15 protein-coding genes are annotated in these 16,491 nt (G+C 62.9%); 5 read left to right on the forward strand and 10 right to left on the reverse strand.

Annotation, left to right across the window (positions count from 1 at the left end; translation table 11 throughout):
• Positions 1-211: 211 nt before the first annotated feature.
• A complete protein-coding gene (locus SSPSH_RS09105) occupies positions 212-1,642 on the forward strand; it encodes a sodium/glutamate symporter (protein ID WP_006912678.1) in 1,431 nt (476 codons plus the stop codon).
• 222 nt (positions 1,643-1,864) lie between these two features.
• On the opposite strand, the gene ligD (SSPSH_RS09110) is transcribed toward SSPSH_RS09105, so the two are convergent.
• Genes ligD (SSPSH_RS09110) through SSPSH_RS09120 form a run of 3 tightly spaced genes read right to left on the reverse strand, consistent with a single transcriptional unit; the run spans position 1,865 to position 4,366 of the window.
• On the reverse strand, positions 1,865-2,737 hold the full coding sequence (gene ligD / locus SSPSH_RS09110; protein WP_006912679.1) for a non-homologous end-joining DNA ligase: 873 nt from the start codon (positions 2,735-2,737) through the stop codon (positions 1,865-1,867).
• Positions 2,734-3,750, reverse strand: coding sequence for a non-homologous end-joining DNA ligase (ligD, locus tag SSPSH_RS09115; RefSeq protein ID WP_006912680.1), 1,017 nt, complete (start codon positions 3,748-3,750; stop codon positions 2,734-2,736). Before ligD (SSPSH_RS09115) ends, ligD (SSPSH_RS09110) begins: the two co-directional genes overlap by 4 nt.
• The gene (locus tag SSPSH_RS09120; RefSeq protein WP_006912681.1) at positions 3,743-4,366 is read right to left on the reverse strand and encodes a DNA polymerase ligase N-terminal domain-containing protein; all 624 of its coding nucleotides are present in this window, start codon (positions 4,364-4,366) and stop codon (positions 3,743-3,745) included. Before SSPSH_RS09120 ends, ligD (SSPSH_RS09115) begins: the two co-directional genes overlap by 8 nt.
• 154 nt (positions 4,367-4,520) lie before the next feature.
• Between SSPSH_RS09120 and SSPSH_RS09125 the strand changes: the two genes are divergently transcribed.
• Complete coding sequence (locus tag SSPSH_RS09125) at positions 4,521-4,964, forward strand: nucleoside deaminase (RefSeq protein ID WP_006912682.1); 444 nt, start codon at positions 4,521-4,523, stop codon at positions 4,962-4,964.
• 6 nt (positions 4,965-4,970) lie between these two features.
• Here SSPSH_RS09125 and SSPSH_RS09130 read toward each other — a convergent pair whose 3' ends face one another.
• Entirely contained in the window at positions 4,971-7,085 is a 2,115-nt protein-coding gene (locus tag SSPSH_RS09130; RefSeq protein WP_202962147.1) for an ATP-dependent helicase, read from the reverse strand.
• Between the two features lie 131 nt (positions 7,086-7,216).
• On the opposite strand from SSPSH_RS09130, the gene SSPSH_RS09135 reads away from it, so the two are divergent.
• On the forward strand, positions 7,217-8,407 hold the full coding sequence (locus SSPSH_RS09135) for an amino acid aminotransferase (protein ID WP_006912684.1): 1,191 nt from the start codon (positions 7,217-7,219) through the stop codon (positions 8,405-8,407).
• 98 nt (positions 8,408-8,505) lie between these two features.
• The gene (locus SSPSH_RS09140; RefSeq protein WP_006912685.1) at positions 8,506-9,420 is read left to right on the forward strand and encodes a DMT family transporter; all 915 of its coding nucleotides are present in this window, start codon (positions 8,506-8,508) and stop codon (positions 9,418-9,420) included.
• Between the two features lie 3 nt (positions 9,421-9,423).
• Here SSPSH_RS09140 and SSPSH_RS09145 read toward each other — a convergent pair whose 3' ends face one another.
• The 4 genes from SSPSH_RS09145 to SSPSH_RS09160 all read right to left on the reverse strand — a co-directional run bounded on the left by SSPSH_RS09145 (position 9,424) and on the right by SSPSH_RS09160 (position 14,015).
• Positions 9,424-10,914 (reverse strand): flavin-containing monooxygenase, encoded by a 1,491-nt coding sequence (locus tag SSPSH_RS09145; protein ID WP_006912686.1) that lies wholly within the window; start codon positions 10,912-10,914, stop codon positions 9,424-9,426.
• A gap of 61 nt (positions 10,915-10,975) precedes the next feature.
• Positions 10,976-12,241, reverse strand: coding sequence for a uracil-xanthine permease family protein (locus tag SSPSH_RS09150; RefSeq protein WP_006912687.1), 1,266 nt, complete (start codon positions 12,239-12,241; stop codon positions 10,976-10,978).
• Positions 12,242-12,304: 63 nt separating this feature from the next.
• Positions 12,305-12,937, reverse strand: a complete 633-nt coding sequence (gene upp, locus SSPSH_RS09155; RefSeq protein ID WP_006912689.1) for a uracil phosphoribosyltransferase — start codon at positions 12,935-12,937, stop codon at positions 12,305-12,307.
• 142 nt (positions 12,938-13,079) lie between these two features.
• Positions 13,080-14,015: a LysR substrate-binding domain-containing protein gene (locus tag SSPSH_RS09160; protein WP_006912690.1), complete on the reverse strand. Its 936-nt coding sequence runs from the start codon at positions 14,013-14,015 to the stop codon at positions 13,080-13,082.
• A gap of 100 nt (positions 14,016-14,115) precedes the next feature.
• Here SSPSH_RS09160 and SSPSH_RS09165 point away from each other — a divergent pair, with 100 nt between their 5' ends.
• Positions 14,116-15,069 carry a DMT family transporter gene (locus SSPSH_RS09165; protein WP_006912691.1) on the forward strand — a complete coding sequence of 318 codons (954 nt, stop codon included), beginning with the start codon at positions 14,116-14,118 and terminating at the stop codon, positions 15,067-15,069.
• Positions 15,070-15,108: 39 nt separating this feature from the next.
• Here the strand turns inward: SSPSH_RS09165 and SSPSH_RS09170 are convergent, their stop codons facing one another.
• Together SSPSH_RS09170 and SSPSH_RS09175 are read right to left on the reverse strand one after the other, a co-directional pair.
• A complete protein-coding gene (locus tag SSPSH_RS09170) occupies positions 15,109-16,002 on the reverse strand; it encodes a metal-dependent hydrolase (protein WP_021031627.1) in 894 nt (297 codons plus the stop codon).
• A gap of 222 nt (positions 16,003-16,224) precedes the next feature.
• Positions 16,225-16,425: a hypothetical protein gene (locus SSPSH_RS09175; RefSeq protein ID WP_006912694.1), complete on the reverse strand. Its 201-nt coding sequence runs from the start codon at positions 16,423-16,425 to the stop codon at positions 16,225-16,227.
• Between the last annotated feature and the right edge of the window lie 66 nt (positions 16,426-16,491).

Raw genomic sequence — 16,491 nt, forward strand, 5'->3', positions numbered from 1 at the left:
AGTTACGGACGCATAAAATCGGCGCCCATAGTCACCCAGTATCAATCGGCCCCATCGGCACGAAAACTGCGTTTGCCTGCGCCCTGGAACGGACTACGCTGGTAGCCAGGGGGCGCCCGCACCGACGACGGCTTGCGGGCCGAGCCGTTGGCAGGCCGGATTCCAACGCAATCAAGACAACAACAAGTACATCGATAAAACAGGGGGCTTCATGACGGCCGATCAGATTGGTTTTTCCTTACTCATGCTGGCGATTTTGCTATACGCCGGCAAATGGGTACGTATGCACTGGGGGCCGGCCCAGAAGCTGTTTCTGCCGGCCTCGATTCTGGCCGGCGCCATCGGGCTGATTCTCGGGCCCGGCGTACTCGGCGCCATCGCGGCTGCGGTAGGCGGCGAAGACGCGGCCATGGCACAGGGCGTGATTCCCGAATCAATGCTCTCGATCTGGAGTGACCTGCCGGGACTTTTGATCAACGTGGTGTTCGCCACGCTGCTGCTCGGCGTGCCGCTCCCCAACTTCAACCGGGTGTGGAGCCTGGCGGGGCCGCAGCTCGCGTTCGGCATTACGCTTGGCGCGGGTCAATACGTGATCGGCATTCTCATCGCCGCGCTCGTTCTGGCTCCGTTTTTCGGCGTGCCGATCATGGCCGGCGCGCTCATCGAAATCGGCTTCGAAGGCGGCCACGGTACGGCGGCCGGCCTGCAAGGCACGTTCGCAGAACTCGGTTTCGCCGACGGCGCCGACCTGGCCGTTGGCATGGCGACGGTCGGCGTGGTCTCGGGCATCGTGTTCGGCATCATCCTGATCAACTGGGGCGTACGTAGCGGCAAGAGCGCGGTGCTCGACAAAAGCGTCGACAGCATTCCGCACGACCAGCGCCGCGGTCTGGTCGCCCATGATGATCGCCCGGTATCGGCCGGCAACATGACGGTGCGCTCGGAGTCGATCGAACCGCTGACGCTGCATTTCAGCTTCGTCGCCATGGCCATTCTGGTGGGCCTGGGCATTCTCGAGGCCATGAGCTGGGTCGAAAGCGTGACCTGGGGTGCGGGTGAAAACGGCGTCGAACTATTGAGCGCGGTGCCGCTGTTCCCCTTGGCCATGATCGGTGGCCTGGTCGTACAGCAATTGCTCACCCGCTTCGACAAGCACAACCTGCTCGATCGCGACCTGATGGTGCGTATCCAGGGGTTCGCGCTGGATCTGCTCATTGCGGCGGCCATCGCCAGCCTGTCGCTGACCGTGATCGCCGATCATTGGGCGGCTTTCCTGATGCTCGGCCTGGCCGGCATCGCCTGGAACGTGGGCATGTTCCTGTGGCTCGCACCGCGGGTCATCCCGAAGTACTGGTTCGAGCGCGGCATTGGCGATATCGGCCAGTCCATGGGTGTGACCGCCACCGGCCTGATCCTCATGAAGATCGCCGATCCGGACAACAAAACGCCCGCCTACGAGGCCTTCGGCTACAAGCAGATGGTGTTCGAGCCGTTCTTCGGCGGCGGCCTCGTCACCGGCCTGGCCTTGCCCATCATCTACAACTTCGGCCCCTGGCCGTTCTTTGGGGTGATGCTGGCGCTGGTGGTGTTGGGCATCGGCTCCGGGCTGCTCTACTTCGGGCGCTTGAAGCAGGACTACTAGCTCAGCGCTCTATGGCGCGATATTCGGCCAAGACGGCTGGATATCGCGCTTTTGTTCTCGGTCGCCGAGCAAGTTGTCGTCAAGACTCGCAGCTCACACTGTTTGTTTCCTAAACCAACCATAAAGGTGAATTTGGCCTTCGGGTTTCGCACTGCAGCGCGAAACAAAAGGTCCAACAAACTCGTGAGTACCGACACCCTCGTGAACCGTTCGAGTTCTTGCTCAGTCGTCGAACTGACGAATAGCCGCCGACAAACTCTGCCGATGCCGGTCGATCTCCGCCCAGGGACAATCCCGCTGGCCAAGTCGACGAAAGATATTCCCCAGATGAAACCGCTGTGGCCCGATTTCGGCGTCGCTCAGCTCGTCCCAGTCCAGCGGCGTGGCGATCGGCGCGCCGGGTTTGGCGCGTAGCGAATACGGCGCGATGCCGGTCTGGGCATAGGCATTGCGCCGAATATCAAGATACAGCCGCCCGTGACGTTTGTCCTTGCGGTGGGCGGTGGTGAAATTATCCGGGTGTTCGTCGGCAAGTTGCTCAGCCACACGCTCAGCGAAATCCCGCACCGTGTCGAAATCGGCGCTGCGATCCAGCGGGACCACGACATGCAGGCCAGAGGAACCGGTCGTCATCACGAACGCCTGTAGCCCGAGCCCGTCGAGACGCTCGCGCACGCAACGCGCCGCCTTCACCACGAGATCGAAGTCGTCGCCCGGCGGATCCAGATCGAAGATCAGCCGGTCCGGATAGTGCGGCTTGTCGGCGCGGGACAGCCAGACATGGAATGCGATCGTGCCCTGATCGACCAACCAGGCTAGCGTGTCGGCATCGCCCGCAAGGGCGTGGGTGATCTCGCCGTCTTCCTTGTCGACGGTCACCCGCTTTATCCAGTCCGGATAGTGATCCTGAACGCTTTTCTGGATGAAATTCACCCCCGCGATACCGTCTGGGAAACGATGCAGCGTCAACGGCCGGTTCTCGATATGGCGCAACATCTCGGCCGAGATACGCTGGTAGTAATCGGCGAGATCGCCTTTCGTGTAACCCGCATCGGGGAAAAACACCTTGTCGGCGTTATCGATTTCGATACTCATGGCGCATTTTCGGGTTGTTCGCGCACGACTTCGCGTGCGTCCTTGTCGTCACGCTCGCCGAGATAGCTGGGATGACGCAAGCGGCCGTCGTCGGTCCATTCGGTGAAGGCGAATTCCGCGACGCGCTCGGGCGTAACCCAGTGCACGCCGGCCTGATCGGCAGGCGGATCGATAAAAGGCGACGTCTTACGCTCGATTCTGTCGAGTGCGCTGCGCAGCCGGCGCAGTTCGTTTTCATCGAAACCGGTACCGACACGGCCCGCGTAGCGCAGCGCTTCATCCTCGTCGTAGTAGCCGACCAGCAACGCCCCCAGCCCGCTGCGGCTGCCCTGTGGATTGGTGAAGCCGCCGATGACCAATTCCTGGCCGTGGCTGCACTTGAGCTTAAGCCAGCGCTTGGAACGACCGCGCCGATACGGGCTGTCGGCCTGTTTGGCGACAATCCCTTCCCAGCCCTTGGCGCGTGCTTCGGCCAGATAATCTTCGCCGCTGGCGTTGCGATGGGCGGTGTAGCGCAGCGCCTTGCCGAAGTCGAACTGGCTGCGCAGCAACTGCTTGCGATCGCGCAGGGCGACACGGCGCAGGTCGAGACCGTCCAGCCACGGGCAGTCGAACGCATAGAAATAGACCGCAACATCGCTTGCGCGCGCCGCGTCCGGGTCGCTGATACCGGAACGCTGTTGCAGCCGCGAAAAGCTCGTGACTTTGCCGTCGAAGGCAACAACCTCTCCGTCGAGCACGAAGCGCCGATGCGGCTGCGCGGCAAAGCACGCCACCAGCTCCGGAAAATGGTCGGTGCGCGACTTGCCGTTGCGGGTGAGCAGTTCGACATGATCGCCGTCGCGAAATACCAAAAGACGGATACCATCGAGCTTGCGTTCGAAGATCCATTCGTCGTGCGAAAACGGCGTGTCGGACAACGTTGCCAGCATCGGTTCGAAATGACGCGGCATGGCAAGCCGACGCGCGCTGTCGAGCACGTGCTCGGGCAGTTCGTCGCGCCAGTCAGCCATCGTCGTTCGACTGCGCCTGCGCGGCGATGTCGTCGATAGTGCGGTCGCTGAGTACCGAGCCAGGCTCGCTGTTCACCGGCTTGCGACGCGCATCCGCCTGGTCGTCGTCCATTTTCACGAGCAACCACTGGCGCTTGCCGTTCTCACTGCGAAAGTGGGTCAATGAATAGCCGCCGCTGAGTTTTTCGCCGTGCAGCACCACAGTGAGATGACCGTCTTCGAAACAATCGGCCAGGCTTTTTACGATACGGCCCTCGTCGTCGCGCTTGGCGTTTTCAAAGGCGCCGGTATCCCACACCAGAACGGTGCCACCGCCGTATTGATCGTCCGGGATCGTGCCTTCGAAGTCGGCATAGTCGAGCGGGTGATCCTCGGTCTCCACAGCGAGGCGTTTTTCGCGTGGGTCGGTGGAGGGCCCTTTCGGTACCGCCCACGATTTCAGCACGCCGTCGATCTCGAGGCGGAAATCATAATGCAGCGTCGAAGCATCGTGCTTCTGAATCACGAAGATCGGCGTATCGCCGCGCTGGCCAGCGGCGGCCGTGCCCGCGGGCTCGGGGCTGCGCGAAGAATCGCGGCGATCACGATAGCGGGCAAGCGTGTCTTGTCTGGCCATGTCGACTCCTCGCGTGTTACCTGATTTTTAGCCTGTCGCGCCTGTGCTGCCTATTCGCAGTTTTACCCATGCGCGCGCGGGCGGCGCAACCAGACCGGGCGACTCGCCTGCCAACGTTTGAACGCCTAAACTCTCGCTTTTGCGGATCTTTTGTATGAACCACAGCGATTACATGGCCCAGGCACTGGCCCAGGCCCAGCTCGGCCTGGATGAAGGCGGCGTGCCTATCGGCTGCGTACTGGTACGCGATGGCGAAGTGGTCGGCGTCGGCCACAACCGCCGCGTACAGCGCGATAGCGCCATCCTGCATGCCGAAATGGACGCGCTTGAAGCTACCGGGCGCCGCCCCGGCGCGTTCTACAAGGACGTCACGCTCTACACCACGCTCTCGCCCTGTGCCATGTGTACCGGCGCGATTCTGCTCTACGGCATTCCGCGCGTGGTGATCGGCGAAAACGAAAGCTTCATGGGCGAAGAAACCCTGCTGGCCGAACGCGGCGTCGACGTCGAGGTACTCGGCGATGCCGGCTGTCGCCAGTTGATGGTCGATTTCATGCGCGACCGCCCGGATCTGTGGAACGAGGATATCGGCGTCTAGCCACGCTTACTGCCACAGCGCCCGTGCGCCCGCGGCGATATCTATCTGCGGCGGGCTCGGGCTATGCGGTGTCGATGCGGCGCGCGCTTCGACACCGCCATCGGTGACCGCTTCGAAATACCGCATGACGCGCGGGGTGAGAAAGCGACTGGTCGCGCCATAGACATGGCGATCGCCGTGGCGATGCTGTTCGGTGACGTAGTAGCGCAGCGGCGACACGATCTCCAGCGTGTTCTTGGCCCGCGTGAAAGCGACATACATCAACCGGCGTTCTTCATCGAGCGCCGCATCGCTGGATGTCGAGTACTCGTTCGGAAAGGTGCCGTCCGCCACGTGCAACAGATAGACGCTGTCGAACTCCCGCCCTTTCGCGCTGTGCACGGTCGATAGCACCAGATAATCCTCGTCGAGGTGGGCATCGTCGTTGTGATCCCCGGTCGCCGACGGCGGATCGAGCGTGAGATCGGTCAGAAACGTGGCTCGATCGGCATGTTGGCCGGCCATACGCACCAGATCGTCGATATCGCCCGCCCGGGCCGTGGTCGGGGGCTCGAAGCGTTCGTCTAGGGTGCGCTTGTACCAGGCGGCCAGCGGTTCGACGCCGCCCGGCCAGTCGGCATGCACCGCGTCGGCAAGCTGGCCCGCCAGCGCCTGCCATACGCCACGATCGCCGCGCGGCAGGCGAAAGCCGGCCAGGGCCGCGAGCGAGTCGTTATGCGATTGCACATGCTCGAACGCTTGGCGGGCGGTGCCAGGGCCCACGCCCGGCACGAGCTGGAATACCCGATAGGCAGCGATCTCGTCGCGCGGGTTTTCGGCGAGGCGCAGCAGCGCGAGCAGATCCTTCACATGCGCGGCTTCAAGAAACTTCAGCCCACCGTACTTGCGAAACGGAATATCGCGCCGGATCAGCTCCACTTCCACATCGTTGGCGTGGTGCGAATTACGAAACAGCACGGCCTGTTGTGTGAGTGCGACCCCGGTTTCCCGCCATTCGAGCACCCGATCGACCACATAACGGGCTTCATCCACGCTATCACGCACGGTGACATGACGCGGCTTCATGCCGGCCCCGCGATGGCTGTACAGGGTCTTGTGATAGCCCGCGCTGGCCTCGCCAATCAACGCATTGGATGCATCGAGAATCGCACCGGTGGAGCGATAGTTACGCTCCAGGCGTACGGTCATACACCCCGGGTAATCGTTGGCAAAGCCGAGAATATTGGCGACCTCGGCGGCGCGAAAGCCATAGATTGCCTGGGCATCGTCACCCACCACGCACAGCCCGCGGCCGTCCGGGCACAGGCGCTTCAAAATCGCCGCCTGGAGGATGTTCGTATCCTGGTATTCGTCGACAAGCACGTGGTCGAAGCGCGCGGCCACGGATTCAGCCAGGCCGTCGTGGCCCATCATCATCGCCCAGTAGAGCAGCAGATCGTCGTAGTCGAGCGTGGCCTGTGCGAGCTTGCGTTCGGTATAGGCCGCGAACAGGGCTTTGAGCCCGTCGTGGTGATCCACGCACCAGGGATAGCGCGTAGCCAGCACATCCGCGAGCGTGGCCTGGCGATTGACCACCTGCGAATAGATGCCCAGGCAGGTGTCCTTGCGCGGGAACCGCGTCTTGCCCGCCCCCAGATCGAGACGCTGGCGACAAACATCGAGCAGATCGGCGGCGTCGCCACGATCGAGTATCGAAAACTGTTCGTCCAGACCCAGCGCGCCGGCCTCTTCGCGCAACAGCCGGGCGCCGATGGCATGAAACGTCCCGGCCCACGGCAGCTTCAAACCGGCGCCTTTACGCCCGCGCGCGGCGAATGCGGCCTCGACCACGGCATGCGCACGCCGTGTCATTTCGTCGGCGGCACGGCGCGAGAACGTCAGCAAAAGAATACGCCGCGGATCCACGCCAGACAGGATCAGATGCGCCGCCCGGTGCGACAGCGCCTGGGTCTTGCCACTGCCTGCGCCGGCGATCACCAGCAGCGGGTCGGAATCGAAACGCCCATCGACACGCACACCGTGGGTCACGGCCTCGCGCTGGGCGTCGTTGAGATCGTCGAGATAAGCCGTATCGGACATCTGACGAGCTTGACCCAGCCAGTGGGTCAGATCGTGACCCACCGCTTAAGCAGATCACGTCCCAGAGCCACAGTGTTCGCAGGCGCATTCGGCAGCAGCCGGCCGAGACGTTAAACTACGGGCCGCAACCCGCGCGCGCGTTTTGTGTCGCGCAGCGAAACACGAGGAAAACGATGTTCGAATCGATTGAGCGAGTGCCTGGCGATGCCATTCTTGGGCTGATCGAGGCCTTCAAGAGCGACAAAAACCCGAACAAAGTCGACCTGGGTGTCGGCGTCTATCGCGACGAGCAGGGCACCACGCCGATCATGCGCGCGGTCAAGGAAGCCGAAAAGCTGCTCATCGATAATGAGAAAACGAAGGCCTATATCGGCTCGCACGGCGATCCGGAATACGGCGCGGACATTCTCAAGACCGTGTTCGGCGCCGAAAGCGACGTGCTGGCCGCCAATCGCGCGAGCGCGACCCAGTCGCCCGGCGGTACCGGCGCCCTGCGTCTGGCCGCGGGTTTCATCAAGACCAATCTGCCGGGCAAGTCGATCTGGCTGTCCGACCCGACCTGGCCGAACCATCTGGGCGTGTTCGGCGCGGCCGGTCTGAATATCGAAAAATATCCCTATGTCGACGCCGACAACCGGCTCGATTTCGACGGCATGCTCGCCGCCCTCAAGCAGATCCCGCAGGGCGACGTGGTGCTGCTGCATGCCTGCTGCCACAACCCCACCGGCTTCGACCTGTCGCAGGACCAGTGGCAACAGGTGCTGGCCGTTCTGCAGGAGCGCGAGCTGCTGCCGCTGGTCGACTTTGCCTATCAGGGCTTCGGCGATGGCATGGATGAAGACGCCTACGGCGTGCGCCTACTGGCGAACACGCTCGACGAAATGCTCATCACCCAGTCCTGTTCGAAGAACTTCGGCATTTATCGCGAGCGCACCGGCTGCTTCATTGCCGTGGCCAAGGACGCCGACGACATGGCCGACGTACGCTCGCAGCTGGCGATCACCGCGCGTGAGAACTATTCCAACCCGCCCGGTCATGGCAGCGCCATCGTAGCCACCATCTTCAACTCCGACGAGCTGACCACGATGTGGCGCGAGGAACTCGACGAAATGCGCGGGCGCATCAACGGCCTGCGCAACGATTTCGTGAAAGGCCTCGCCCCGCATGGTCTCGACCAGCGCTTTGCCCATGTCGCCGAACAGCGCGGCATGTTCTCGTTCACCGGGCTCACGCCGGCGCACGTGGAGAAACTGCGCGACGAGCACAGCATCTATATGGTGAAGTCGGGCCGTGCCAACGTGGCCGGTTTGAACAGCGCCAATCTCGAGTATGTCTGCAACGCGATTGCCGACGTCGTGAAATAGACTCGTTGCCGCCCGCGCGGGCGGCGATCGACCTAGCGCATCACGAAGCCCGCCATCCAGCGGGCTTTGTCGTTTCAGGCAACCGTTGGCTCACCGCAATGGCCGAGAAACCCGCCTCCGAACAATCACGCTGGACAATCCCGTTCGCACTGTTCGTTGCCGTGCTGGGCGTGTCGTCCTCGGCGCCGCTGGTCAAACTCGCCGATGCGCCGGCACCAGCTGTCGCCGCTTATCGCATGCTCTTCTCGGCGCTCATGCTGCTGCCCGTTGTGGCCTGGCGCCATCGCGCCGAGCTGGCGGCCATGCGGCGCAGCGATCTGCTGCGCTGTATCGCGGCCGGTGTACTGCTGGGCTTTCATTTTCTGAGCTGGTTCACATCGCTGGACTACACCACCGTGGCCAGTGCGGTCACGCTCACCACCCTGCAGCCGCTGTTCGCGTTCGTGCTGGCCTATGTCATGTTCGGCGAGCGTCTGCGCTTCAAGGCGTTTCTCGGTGCGGCCCTGTCGATCGCCGGCGCCATGATCATCGGCTGGGGCGATATCGCCGTGTCCGGTATGGCCCTGTTTGGCGATGCGCTGGCCCTGCTCGGCGCGGCGCTGGCCACCGGTTATTTCTTCGTGGGGTTTCGTGCCCGCCAGCACCTGTCGCTCAACGCCTACACCTTCCTGATCTATTCGGCCGCGGCCGTGGTGCTGTTCGCCTACTGCCTGACGCTGGACGTGCCCCTGGGCGGCTATGCCCATAGCGACTGGGCCGTGTTCGTGGGGCTGGCGATATTCCCTACCCTGCTCGGCCACTCGGTGTTCAACTGGAGCATGCGCTGGGTGAGTGCGACCGTGATTTCCGTGGTCGTGCTCTGCGAGCCGATCGGCGCCTCCGCGCTGGCCTGGCTGATCTTCGGCACGCTGCCTCAGATCAGCCACTATATCGGCGGCGCAGGCGTGCTCGTGGGCGTGCTGATCTTCATGCGCTATCGTAATCCGCCACCCTCGGTAAGCGGCGCGGGTTAGCGCTTAGCCCACGCGATCGTATTCGCGGAGCTTGAAACGGCGCATCGACAGCGCGTATTCCGTGGCCAGCCCGGGAAACAGCGTATGGTTCTCGCCGTGTTCGTCGAGATACCAGCTCTGGCAGCCCGAGGTCCAGGAGGTATAGCGCATGCGGTTCTGCAGCCGTTCGTGATAGCGGCGCATGACCTTGGGCTTGACCGCAATCGCGGTCAGGTCGCGTTCGAGAAGCGTCGAGATCGCTTCGGTGATATAGCGCGCCTGCGCTTCGGTATAAATAAGCACCGACGTATGGCCCGGGCCGGTATTCGGCCCGAGCATGAAAAACCAGTTCGGCACGCCGGCCGTAGCCACGCCCTTGTAAGCCTTGCCGCCCGGCCCGCGCCAGATATCGGCCAGCGATACGCCGTTTTCGCCGATGATCGGGAACGGCGGGCTGGCGATATTGATCTTGAAACCGGTGGCGGTAACGATCACGTCGGCCTCGATCTCACGCCCGTCGCTCAGCCGCAGGCCGTTCTCGGTAAAGCGCTCGACGCCGGCAGTCTCGAGATCGACGTTGTCGCGCGTGAACGCCGGATAATAGTTGCTGGCAAACAGCACCCGCTTGCAGCCAATTTCGTAGTCCGGCGTGAGTTTGTCGCGCAAAACCGGATCCTTCACCGCCGAGCGCATATTCCATAGCGCGAGTTTTTTCATGCCCGTCGCCAGGGGCGAATCCAGAATGACCGCCGGGCCGACCAGGCCTTCGGTGATGGCGAGGATTGCGCGCCGAAACGCGGTCTGGGCGAACGGCAACCGCCGGAACGTGGCCTTCATCAGCTCCGGCAGCGCCTTGTCGAGCTTGGGCAGCACATAAGGCGCGCTACGCTGAATGACGGTCAGGCGTTCGACATCCGGGGCGATCGACGGGATCACCTGAATAGCGCTGGCGCCGGTGCCGATAATCGCCACCTTCTTGCCGGCCAGCGATATATCGTGGTTCCAGCGCGCGGTATGCATGATGTCGCCGGCGAAATCGTCCATGCCGGCAAAATTCGGCGTGGATGGCTCCACGAGACCGCCCACCGCCGAAATCACGGCGCGAGCGGTGTAGCGCGTCCCGTCTTCGCTGGTGAGATGCCAGACGCCACGCGCGTTGTCGAACTCGGCCTTCGCAATGCCCACACCGAAGTGCAGGTGGGCCTGCAGGCCGTATTTCTCGGCACAGCGCTGGATATAGGCATGGATCTCGGCCGAACCCGAATAGGTGGTCGACCAGTCCGGGTTCTGTTCGAACGAGTAGGAGTACAGATGCGACGGCACATCACAGGCACAGCCGGGATAGGTATTGTCGCGCCAGGTGCCGCCCACATCGGCGGCACGCTCGAGAATCACGAAATCCTCGATGCCTTCCTGCTTGAGACGAATACCGGCATTGATGCCGGAAAAACCGGCACCGATGACGATCACGTCATGGGCGATCGCGGTGCGTTCACGTTCTGGGGCCTGGGGCATGATGCATTTCCGTGCCAATCCGACACGGCAGTAGATAACGTGACATTACACGCTGTCAACATCAACGCCCCATCCGCCCCCAGGGCAAGACCAGATTAAGCAGTACACCCAGCACACCGGCCAGGGCGATGCCTTCGAGCGCGAATTCGCCCGCCGAGAAGCTCAAACCACCCACGCCGGTGACCAGAATGATGCCAACGATCGACAAATTGCGCGGCTCGGTGAGTTCTTCACCGGATTTGGCCAGGCTGTTCATGCCCACGACAATAATCGCGCCGAATAGCAGGACGATGATGCCACCCATAACCGGCGTCGGAATACTCGCCAGCAGCGCGCCGAGCTTGCCGACGAAGGCGAATACGATGGCGAAACCCGCAGCCCAGGTCATCAGGGCCGGGTTGTATGCCTTGGTTAGCGTGACAGCGCCGGTCACTTCGGAATAGGTCGTATTGGGCGGCCCGCCGAGGGCGGCCGCCAACGACGTGGCCAGGCCGTCGCCGAGCATGGTGCGATCGATGCCGGGGTCTTTGAGATAATCGCGCCCGGTGACCGACCGAATGGCCACGATATCGCCAAAATGCTCGATCGCCGGCGCGATGGCCACCGGCACCATGAACAGCACCGCCTGCCAGTTCCATTCCGGGGCCACAAAATTCGGCATCGCAAACCAGGGCGCGGCCGCGATCGGGGCGAAATCCACCAGCCCGAACGGCAGGCTCACCAGATAACCGGCGACCACGCCACACAGAATGGGCACCAGCGAGAGAAAGCCGCGCGCGAACAGCGATACCGCCACCGTCACCGCCAGCGACACGAACGAGACGATCATCGCGGCGGAAGGATCGACCAGCTCGGTATTGCCGTTGCCATCGAGGCCCATGGCCAGATTGACCGCCACCGGCGCGAGCACCAGTCCAATGACCATGATCACCGGCCCGGTCACAATCGTCGGCAACAAGCGCGTGATCACGCCCACGCCGCGCAGCCGGATGAATAGCGACAACAGCATGTATACGCCGCCAGCCGCCATGAGCCCGCACAGCGTGCCCGGTATACCCCAGGTCTCCACGCCGTAGATGATCGGCGCGATGAAAGCGAAGGACGAGGCCAGAAATACCGGCACACGACCGCGCGTGACGATCTGAAAGACCAGCGTACCGAGCCCGGCCGTGAACAGCGCCACGTTCGGGTCGAGCCCGGTAAGCAGCGGCACCAGCACCAGCGAGCCAAAAGCCACGAACAGCATCTGTGCACCGAGCAGGCCGTCGCGTGCACGGAATCGATACGCGCTCGCCGCGCTATCGCTTTGTTCTGGCTCTACCGACATGACCCCGCCCCTTGCTCATCGGCCCAATCGCGCGCATCTGCGGCAGCGCGCCGCTACCGTGCGTTATTTCGTGCCGTACATCCGGTCGCCGGCATCGCCCAGGCCCGGCCGGATATAGCCGTGGTCGTCGAGCCGCTCGTCGATGGCCGCCGTGAAGATCGGCACGTCCGGATGAGCTTCGCGCAGGGCCGCCACGCCTTCGGGTGCGGCCAGCAGGCACAGGAACTTCATGTTCTGCGCGCCCTGCTTTTTTAGATGCGTGATCGAGGCGATGGCCGAGTTGCCGGTGGCCAGCATCGGGTCGACCACGATTACACGGCGCTCGCCGATATCCTGCGGCACCTTGCAGTAGTACTCGACCGCTTCCAGCGATTCCGGGTCGCGGAACATGCCGATATGGCCGACGCGCGCTGAGGGCATGAGTTCCACCATACCTTCCAGCAGACCGTTACCGGCACGCAGGATCGACACAAAGCACAGCTTCTTACCGGCCAGCGTGGGCGCTTCCATCTCCTGCATCGGCGTTTCGATCACCTCGGTGGTGAGCTCGAGATCGCGGGTAATTTCGTAGGTGAGCAGGTGGGCGACTTCACGCAGCAGGCTACGAAATTTCTGCGTGGACGAGTTCTTGCGCCGCATCAGCGTGAGCTTGTGCGCGATCAGCGGATGATTGATGACGGTAACGTTCTCGTCCATGGGCAGCTTCCTTCTTCGAAGACGGTTTCGCGGGCGAACGCGCGCATTAGACCTGATCCGGCGCCCGATCGGAAACCCCGGTCGCGCCGCGCGCATCCATACTACGTACTGACGGCCCCGAATCGGCGCTGCAAGATTCGTGCTATGACGAATCGCGGCGAAAGCGCGCGGCCTGATCGATCAACCAGTGCGCGAACGCGCTGGCCGCAGCAGGCACATCACCGCCAGCTGGCATGATCAAATCGTAGGAAAACGGCGAATCCATCACATGGCGCGTACCGAACGGCGCGACGAGCACACCGCTGGCGAGCCGGTCGGCCGCCAGCACACTGGTTGCGAGCGCCACACCGTGCCCGGCGATGGCCTGATCCAGTGCCAGGCCGAACAACGAATAGCGCCGATGTACGTCGATGGTCACCTCGTGGGCACCGGCGGCCTGCAGCCATTCGCGCCAGCCCGGGAACAGCTCGGCCTGGTTCGACAGCCACTTCACATGCAGCAACGTGTGGCCGGCCAGATCGGCCGGCGTGTCGAGTGCCGGCCCGTGCGCCAGCAGCGAGGGCGCACAGACGGGGAACAGCGTTTCCAGCATCAACGGCTGGCTGCGTACGCCCGTCCACGGCCCCTGCCCGTAGCGGATGGCGAGCTGGGCACGATCCTCGTGCCAGCCCGGCTCGACCAGCTGGGCGCTGGCCTCCAGCGCCAGGGCGATATCCGGGTGGCGGGATTCGAAATCGGCCAGCCGTGGCAGAAGCCAGTGCTGGATGAGCGACGGCGAGGCGCTGACGGTGAGCTGGGCGCCGCCGCTGCTCGTCTTGCGTGCGGCTTCGACGCTGCGCGCCAGCCGTGAGAACGCCTCGCCGGACTCGTCGGCCAGCCGCGCGCCGCGTTCGGTCAGACTTACGCCCTGGGCATGGCGCACGAACAGATCCGCGCCGAGCAGGGTTTCCAGCTGCTTGACGTGGCGGCTGACCGCGCCGGGGGTGACATGCAGATCGAGTGCCGCGGCCTTGAAGCTTTCATGGCGTGCAGCAAACACGAAGGCACGCAGCGCGTTCAACGGCAGTCGATCAATCATCGCAATTGAGTTTTCCTGAGCCTGACAGCCCAGTTTAATGGTTTGCGCGCACTGTTCGCCGATGCTCTCCTAGGCGCCTCGTTTTCCCACCGGCAAGCCGATGAGTACAGGCGCAAACAAGCTCTCGAACACGCAACCGGCGCCCAGCCGACGCGCGCTCGACATGCAGGGCAGCCTGCTCATGCTCGTATTCTGCCTAGCGCTCGGGTTGCAGCAGGTTGCGATCAAGTGGGTCGCGGTTGATATCGCGCCGATTGCCCAGATCGCGATTCGCTCGCTGCTCGCCGCGGTACTCGTGATCGGCGTCGCCTATGCCCGCGGCGTGCGCCTCGCCGATGCCCGGGCAGTGTTCTGGCCGGGCGTGGCCGTGGGCATCGGCTTCACGGCAGAATTCTGCTTCGTTGCCCTCGGGCTCGAGTACACCACCGCATCGCATATGTCGGTGTTTCTCTACACCGCACCGGTATTCGCCGCGCTTGGACTACATTTTCTCGTGCCCGGCGAGCAATTGAGCCTGCGCCACTGGACCGGGATTGGCATCGCCTTCGGCGGCATCGTGCTCGCCATGGCACCCACGGGCGGCGCTACCGACGGCCCGGATGTGGCCTCGCTGATCATCGGCGACATTCTGGGCACGATGGCCGGCATGGGATGGGCGGCCACGACCGTGGTGATTCGCACGACCGCGCTATCCGAGCAGCGGCCGACCCTGACGCTGTCTTTTCAGCTGGTCATCGCCGGCGTGTCGTTGTTCGCGCTCGCCGCGGCGCTCGGCCATATCGGCGACATTCGTGTCACCGCGCCAGTGCTGGTGAGCATGAGCTTTCAAACCTTCGGTATCGCCTTCGGCGTGCTGCTGCTCTGGTTTGCCCTGCTGCGCCGCTATCTCGCGTCGCGCCTGGGTGTGTTCTCGTTCCTTTCGCCCGTGTTCGGCGTACTTTTCGGGGCGCTGCTACTGGGCGAAGCGCTGACCTGGAACTTCGTCGTCGGCGGTGTCGCCATCATCGCGGGCGTAATCATCGTCAGCGCGCCCACACGGCGTACGACGCGCTAGGGGCAGGCCGTGAACGGCCGCACCCACCCGTTTCGCGGTCTAGTGCTTGGTCGCATAGGCCGCGTCGGTCTTTTCCACCAGGTCGTCGATGAGCTTCAAGTGGTGGCTGTTGTTCTGCTGCCAGGGGTGGAAGCCGTAGCGGAAATACGCCGCCCATTCGGGAATCTGACGACGCAGCACGCCGGGTGAAGAACCAAACAACGTGTTGAACACTTTCAGATGCCCGCGCCAACCCTCTTTCCTGCATTCGACGCTGGCCCGACTCATTCGATAATAGAAGTAGGCGACCAGGGGCCAGAAAATCGCTGTCGCCACGACCATACCGGTCGCACGTTCCGCATAGGCACGCGGGCCACGGCCGATGCACCGATCATAGACGTCGAAGGCCACCGACTTGTGCTCGATCTCTTCGAGCGCATGCCATTGCCACATGCGTTTGTAGTCTTCCTGTGAGCCCTCCATCGTTTCCGGGTAGTCAAGAATCGAGTTGCCCATGAGCGCGGTGAAGTGCTCCAGCGCAATCGTGGCCGATAACGGAAAGGAGCGCGGCGTACGCTTCTTGATGAAATCCAGAAACGACCACACGAACGCATCGAGCTGGGCGGCCGGCAGCCCCTGGCGCTCCATGAGATCGTTGTATTCCTTGTGCTCGCGGCTATGAATGGCTTCCTGGCCGATGAAAGCGGTGGCGGCCTTCTTCAAGTCCGGATCCGGAATTTCTTCGCGATAGTCGCGCACGGCATCGATGAACATGCGCTCACCGGCGGGAAAGAACAGGCTCAACGCGTTCATGAACTGGGTCATGTGGGCGCCAAGCACGTGCCAGTCGTGAATGCGGTCCTCTGGTGGCAGAAAGTGCAGATCGCGACGCTCGGGCACGACATCCGGCTTTCCGTCGTCGGTGTGTTCGATAGGTTCTAGAGCTGTGGCCATGACGCCTCCGGGATGAATTTTTCTGCCACCGACGACTGTCATCGATGACAGACTTTAAAAATCCTCCGTTTCAGATCGCGAGTCAATACCGCATTTTTACCAATGCCACCCCGTGGGTGACCATGTATGCGAGCGCGGCCCGTGTGCGAGAGCCGATCTTCAGACATAAAAAAGCCCGACCCTGACCGACATGCCGAGGGCCGGGCTTTTGGCGAAAGCGCGCTAGCCCATCTTGGCCAGTTCACGCCCGGTCTGGATCGCTTCTTCACGGGTCTTGGGCGTGCGATCGGTGGTGCGGGACTCGGTATTGTCGTCGAAGCGCACTTCGATCTCCCAGCCGTTTTCTTTTTCGATGCCGATGGTTTCAAAACCACGGGTGTCGTCGCGTTCCAGGGTTTCCCAGTCGGTCAGGTTCTTGGTCATAGCTTGATTACAGTCGTTTTAAATGAACGGGCGAATCGTAACAGGCCGGCGTGCGTGCTGCGCCCG

Source organism: Salinisphaera shabanensis E1L3A, assembly GCF_000215955.2.
In the GTDB taxonomy this organism is placed as follows: Bacteria; Pseudomonadota; Gammaproteobacteria; order Nevskiales; family Salinisphaeraceae; genus Salinisphaera; species Salinisphaera shabanensis.

Bases quoted from the DNA above. Each gene is read 5' to 3' on its own strand.
- SSPSH_RS09105 (WP_006912678.1), top strand. From the start codon at position 212: ATGACGGCCGATCAGATTGGTTTTTCCTTACTCATGCTGGCGATTTTG.
- ligD (WP_006912679.1), bottom strand. From the start codon at position 2,737: ATGAGTATCGAAATCGATAACGCCGACAAGGTGTTTTTCCCCGATGCG.
- ligD (WP_006912680.1), bottom strand. From the start codon at position 3,750: ATGGCTGACTGGCGCGACGAACTGCCCGAGCACGTGCTCGACAGCGCG.
- SSPSH_RS09120 (WP_006912681.1), bottom strand. From the start codon at position 4,366: ATGGCCAGACAAGACACGCTTGCCCGCTATCGTGATCGCCGCGATTCT.
- SSPSH_RS09125 (WP_006912682.1), top strand. From the start codon at position 4,521: ATGAACCACAGCGATTACATGGCCCAGGCACTGGCCCAGGCCCAGCTC.
- SSPSH_RS09135 (WP_006912684.1), top strand. From the start codon at position 7,217: ATGTTCGAATCGATTGAGCGAGTGCCTGGCGATGCCATTCTTGGGCTG.
- SSPSH_RS09140 (WP_006912685.1), top strand. From the start codon at position 8,506: ATGGCCGAGAAACCCGCCTCCGAACAATCACGCTGGACAATCCCGTTC.
- SSPSH_RS09145 (WP_006912686.1), bottom strand. From the start codon at position 10,914: ATGCCCCAGGCCCCAGAACGTGAACGCACCGCGATCGCCCATGACGTG.
- SSPSH_RS09150 (WP_006912687.1), bottom strand. From the start codon at position 12,241: ATGTCGGTAGAGCCAGAACAAAGCGATAGCGCGGCGAGCGCGTATCGA.
- upp (WP_006912689.1), bottom strand. From the start codon at position 12,937: ATGGACGAGAACGTTACCGTCATCAATCATCCGCTGATCGCGCACAAG.
- SSPSH_RS09160 (WP_006912690.1), bottom strand. From the start codon at position 14,015: ATGATTGATCGACTGCCGTTGAACGCGCTGCGTGCCTTCGTGTTTGCT.
- SSPSH_RS09165 (WP_006912691.1), top strand. From the start codon at position 14,116: ATGAGTACAGGCGCAAACAAGCTCTCGAACACGCAACCGGCGCCCAGC.
- SSPSH_RS09170 (WP_021031627.1), bottom strand. From the start codon at position 16,002: ATGGCCACAGCTCTAGAACCTATCGAACACACCGACGACGGAAAGCCG.
- SSPSH_RS09175 (WP_006912694.1), bottom strand. From the start codon at position 16,425: ATGACCAAGAACCTGACCGACTGGGAAACCCTGGAACGCGACGACACC.